Annotated in this window: 6 protein-coding genes; all 6 read left to right on the top strand. The window is 62.7% G+C overall.

Translation table 11 applies throughout. From position 1 onward, the window contains the following. The coding region (locus JCM25146_RS15375) for a DciA family protein (RefSeq protein ID WP_025829132.1) at window positions 1-372 on the top strand (372 nt) is incomplete at its 5' end. A 165-nt stretch (window positions 373-537) separates the two neighbouring features. After that, window positions 538-762: a hypothetical protein gene (locus JCM25146_RS15370; protein ID WP_025829131.1), complete on the top strand. Its 225-nt coding sequence runs from the start codon at window positions 538-540 to the stop codon at window positions 760-762. A 70-nt stretch (window positions 763-832) separates the two neighbouring features. Further along, a complete protein-coding gene (locus JCM25146_RS21000) occupies window positions 833-1984 on the top strand; it encodes a lytic transglycosylase domain-containing protein (protein ID WP_051544335.1) in 1152 nt (383 codons plus the stop codon). Window positions 1985-2095: 111 nt separating this feature from the next. Continuing rightward, complete coding sequence (locus tag JCM25146_RS15360; RefSeq protein WP_025829129.1) at window positions 2096-2809, top strand: AfsR/SARP family transcriptional regulator; 714 nt, start codon at window positions 2096-2098, stop codon at window positions 2807-2809. After that, window positions 2806-4107 (top strand): hypothetical protein, encoded by a 1302-nt coding sequence (locus JCM25146_RS15355; RefSeq protein ID WP_025829127.1) that lies wholly within the window; start codon window positions 2806-2808, stop codon window positions 4105-4107. Before JCM25146_RS15360 ends, JCM25146_RS15355 begins: the two co-directional genes overlap by 4 nt. Window positions 4108-4298: 191 nt before the next feature. Next, the coding region (locus JCM25146_RS15350; protein ID WP_025829125.1) for a DUF3576 domain-containing protein at window positions 4299-4775 on the top strand (477 nt) is incomplete at its 3' end.

The following is a 4775-nucleotide window of genomic DNA, read 5'->3' as shown; positions in this document are numbered from 1 at the left end:
CGCCGCTCCCCCACCGGGGCCATGCTGTTTGCCTGCTGGGGCGATGTGGTTGGCCCCGCCCATGCCGCGCTCACCACCCCGCACCGGCTCAGCACCGGCACGCTGACAGTCGCCTGCGCAGGGCCTGTGGCCATGGAACTGCAACATCAGGCCGACATGCTTATGGCGCGGATCAACACATGGTGTGGGGAGCCACTGGTCGCGCGGTTACGCTTTGTGCAGGACCCCACGGCAGGCATACGCCGCAAACCCGCACCACGCCGGAACACCACCCAGACCTGCACCCTGCCCGACATGGCCGATGAGTCCCTGCGCGTGGCACTGGAGCGGCTGGGCACGGAAATTTTACAAAACCCGACAAAAAAAACCTAACAAATTTAATGGGTTATTTCTTTTATTGTCATGGTTTTATGACAAAGCCGCTTAGCGCTTGAAATTGACACATTGTGGGTGTTCTAAGACCCCGCACCAGATGCCAAAGTGGCACTGTGGCGCAACAGTCAAGAGTAGAACAGCTTAACTTACAGGATTTATACCATGTTGCGTAAACCCGGCACCACGCCAGGGATTACTACCCCCGCCGCGCTGAAAACCCTGAGACAGCATGGCCCGGAAACCCTGTCCGACCTCCAGTTTTTAGAAAACTGGACAACACGGCCCCGCTACACGGCTGCCAGCGTGCTGCGCGCAAGCCAGATCCGCCGGACAAACCCGGACCTGATGAACGATATAACCGCCAGCATGTGCAAACGGGGCAAATAACCGCTACACGGGCACCCCGCCCCCTAGCTGGGCATTTACATTCCCCCGCCCGAAAGGGCACCATGAGGGCATGCTGCCGCGTTCCCTTACCTGTGCAGGCCGCCGTGTCTGGCGCAGGGCCTTTTCCCTTGCCGCTCTGGGCGGGCTGGCCGTGCTGGCCGCCTGCGCGGGACCGGGCAGAACATCCTACAACGCTCCAGGGTCAGCCCTGAACCCTTGGGGACCTTATATTCACGAAGCCTCGGACCGGTTTTCCATCCCGCAATCATGGATTCGCGCTGTCATGCAGCAGGAATCGGGGGGGCACCAGTATATGAACGGGCACCTGACCCGCTCGGTGCATGGCGCGGTCGGGCTTATGCAGATCAAACCTGATACCTATGCCGAGCTTGCCCAGCGCTACAACCTTGGGTCGGACCCCTATAACCCGCACGACAACATCATGGCGGCCAGCGGCTACATCCGCGAGCTATATGACCGCTTTGGCTCCCCCGATTTTCTGGGAGCCTATAACTGCGGCCCGCAATGCATGGACAACCACCGCTCCCGCGGGACACCCCTGCCCGGTTATGCACGCACATACATGGCCGCCATTACCCCCACACCTGAACGACCCAGTCCCTGCCAGCACCCTGCCCGCACAGCAGCCCTACCCCACCCCCCGTGCAGACCATACCTGCGGACGCTCCCATACAGCTTGCCCAGACCACACCCCAGACAACTCCGGCCAATGGGCAGGCCAGCGCCCCCCCGCTGGCGGATGACACACTGCCCCCGCCCTACGCCGGGGCTGATGGCCCCGCCCCCGCGCTGGACGCCCCCACACAAGGCGACTCCGGCACAACCGATGTGCAATCCGCAGGCTACCAGCCCGCCACCTACCGCAGCGTCAGCACCACAGCCTTGCTGGACCCGGCATTGTCTGGCGCACAACGGGTGCTTCGGGCAGTGCCGTCATACAGATCGGGGCTTTTTCTACTCCTGCGCGGGCCATGCACGCCATTGCCATTGCGCGGCACTCCTCCGCAGCTCTCAGCCACGCGCTCAATCGGGTGGAAAAGGTCTCGCCCTCCGGGCGGCCCCCGGTCTGGCGCACACGACTGGCCGGGCTTCCTCCCGGGCAGACCGACAGCATATGCACAGCCCTGCGCCAGCAGGGATTATCCTGCGTTGCCGTTACGCCCTGAAATGTTACATGGCGTTCATGTTTACTTTTTGCTAAAATATTATTCCTACACAAATAAAAGCTTACAAGCTCCCACCTGACCGGCGTGAATACCTCCAAGGTTCGTGACCGGTACCTCCTCCCAAGGTAACCAACGGACCAGCGCCCATGCACGCCCCACCCAGCCATAATGGCCCTTTGCCTGACCGCCCGCTGCTGAATATTTTTCTGCTCGGGCACATGCGGGTCGTCTCCAGCACCGGGCTTTCACTCCTGCCGACAGGGACCAAAACGCGCGCACTGCTGGCTATTCTAGCCCTGTCCAACCGGCGGCCTGTAGCGCGTACACGGCTGGCCGAACTGCTATGGAGTACGCGTGCGCCCGAACAGGCGCGCGCCTCCTTGCGGCAGGAAATCCACCGGCTGATGGACATTCTCTCCCCCCTTGGGCCGGAGGTGCTGGACGTACAGCGCCATACGCTGGCCATCCGTCCGGGCCTGACCGATATTGATGTGGAACACGTGCTGCGCACCACAGCACAGACGATCATGGACCTGCCCAACCCCCTGCCCCCTTTACTGGAGGACCTGAGTGCGGTTGACCCGGCCTTTGCCATCTGGCTGGAGGAAGAACGGACCCGCCTGCTGGACCACAAGATCATCCAGCTTGAAGCCCTTATGGACACCGCCACAGACCCGGCCACCATTATGGCCGCAACACACAGACTGCTGCGCCTGACCCCCCTGAACGAAGGGGCATGGCGCGCCCATATTCAGGCCGCCATGCGCAACAAGGAGGAAGGCGCCGCACTACTGGGGGCGGAAACCTGCCTGCGCACATTCGAGACGACCCTAGCACCACGCCGGGGCAGCAGACCATGAGCCTGATCACGCAGTTACGGACAACACACCAGAGCACCACGCAGGCCACACGCCCACCACACGCCACAATACGGCATCCATCCACCAGCACCAGCCAGCTCCCGCCCGAACCACCCCTGCCCACACTCGCCGCCACGGTGTTCCTCAATGCTGCCAGCACATCCGAGCAGGCAGCCGGCATGGCGCTGGGCGAACAGTTCTGCCGCGAACTGGGACTGGACATGGCCATGCACGGCGTTCTGGACGTAAGCGTGCAGGCCGAACCGGCAAGCCCTGCCTTGTTCCACCCCCTGCCCCTACTCGGACGGTGGGACTACCTGATCGGTGTCAGTATTCTGACCACCAGCGAGGGCGAGGCAACCTGCCTGTTGCAGGCGTTTGACACCCGCACGGACAATACAATCGTGTGGGGCCACAGACTGCACCTGACAGCCGCCACACTGCGCGCCCTGTCCAGCCGGTTTGCAGCCGTACTGCTTTTCAGCCTGCTCATGGGGGAGGCACGCAAGGTCGCCGGCAGGCCCGTGGCCGAGCTTTCGCCCTTTGGGCAGGGGTTGCGCGCCTTAACCCTGAGCGTCCGCCGCGACCGTGCGGCATACCCCACCATCGAACACCTGCTGGACGGGGCGCAAAAGCGCGCGCCGGACAACCCGTTCCTGTTTTTTGTCCACACGCACTATTTGCTCATGCGCATGTATGAAGAATGGAGCATGCCCGTGGCCGACTATATCCAGCCCATGCTCTGCATGCTCCGGCGCAACTTTGCCCTGTTCCCGGGCAACGTGGCCCTCCACTCCATGTTAACAACCGCCCTGTTTTACGCCAACCAGACTGAGGAGGCCCTCTTCCTGCATGCGCAGGCACCACTCGCCCAGCCAGCCGATTCCCGCGCAAGCACACAGGTGCTTCCAAACGGGCTGGCGGCCCTGTGCCGGGGCGATGCGGTCAGGGCCGCTCATATTTATAGCGATTTTTTTGGTGTCGCCCCTACTGCCCCTTTTTTTACCGCACCCGATCAGGAGTTTGTGCTGTCCTGTTTTCTGGCCGACCGGCACGAGGAAACCCTGCGCCTTGCGCGCGAAATTCTGGCCACCTGCCCCGACCGCTCAGCCATTCTTGTGCCTGCTCTGGCAGCGGCCAACATGCTGGGCCACCAGTCTTTGGCGCAGGATTACCGCCAGCGGCTGCACCGTTTACAAACTCCGCTGACCCCGCAGGCCGTGGAGGGGCATTACGGCTACCTGCCCAGCGCAATGCGGCAAAAACTCTGCCGCGCACTCCACCTTCCCCAACCCTGAACCACCCCACAGCCCACACCCGCCCCAACCTGCCAGCGCACACAGGCCACGCAGACGCTTGGCGGAAAAGAGTTGAAAGGATATGAAGGCGGACAGGAACACCTGTGCCGCCAGCCAGAGCTGACTTCTTTTTTTCATCCGGCGGACCGGGAAAGACGGATACCCCAGCGCCAAGGAGCCACATCAACGCCATGCTTCGCCGTCTCATGCCCAGCCATGCCGCTGCCAGTCGTCCCCCGCTTATGCCACTCCGCAAATGGGTGGCCGCCACCACGGCCATAGCCGGGGTCAGCCTGTTGAGCGCGTGCTCGCTCTTTGACCACTCCCAGACCGGCATTGCCACGCCACATAACCACCTGCTGGCGGAAGACCGGGGTGCATCCGGCGGGGAAGACAGCCTTAAGGGTGGCGTAAACGCCTATCTGTGGCGCGCAGCACTGGATACGCTGTCCTTCATGCCCATAGCCACGGCCGATGCGGAAGGCGGGATTATCCTGACCGACTGGTACACGCCGCCCGCAACGCATGATGAGCGGTTCAAGATTACCGCCTTTGTGCTGGACCGCCGCCTGCGCTCCGATGCGCTGCGCCTGAGCGTGTTCCGCCAGCTCAAGCAGGATGGCGCATGGGTCGATACCCCGCCCCACACGCGTCCGATATCCGCCCAC

This window comes from Acetobacter okinawensis JCM 25146, from assembly GCF_000613865.1.
Taxonomy (GTDB): domain Bacteria; phylum Pseudomonadota; class Alphaproteobacteria; order Acetobacterales; family Acetobacteraceae; genus Acetobacter; species Acetobacter okinawensis.
This window is presented reverse-complemented; position numbering and strand designations above follow the sequence as displayed.

Coding starts and splice junctions, on each gene's coding strand:
- JCM25146_RS15370 (WP_025829131.1), top strand. CDS start 538: ATGTTGCGTAAACCCGGCACCACGCCAGGGATTACTACCCCCGCCGCG.
- JCM25146_RS21000 (WP_051544335.1), top strand. CDS start 833: ATGCTGCCGCGTTCCCTTACCTGTGCAGGCCGCCGTGTCTGGCGCAGG.
- JCM25146_RS15360 (WP_025829129.1), top strand. CDS start 2,096: ATGCACGCCCCACCCAGCCATAATGGCCCTTTGCCTGACCGCCCGCTG.
- JCM25146_RS15355 (WP_025829127.1), top strand. CDS start 2,806: ATGAGCCTGATCACGCAGTTACGGACAACACACCAGAGCACCACGCAG.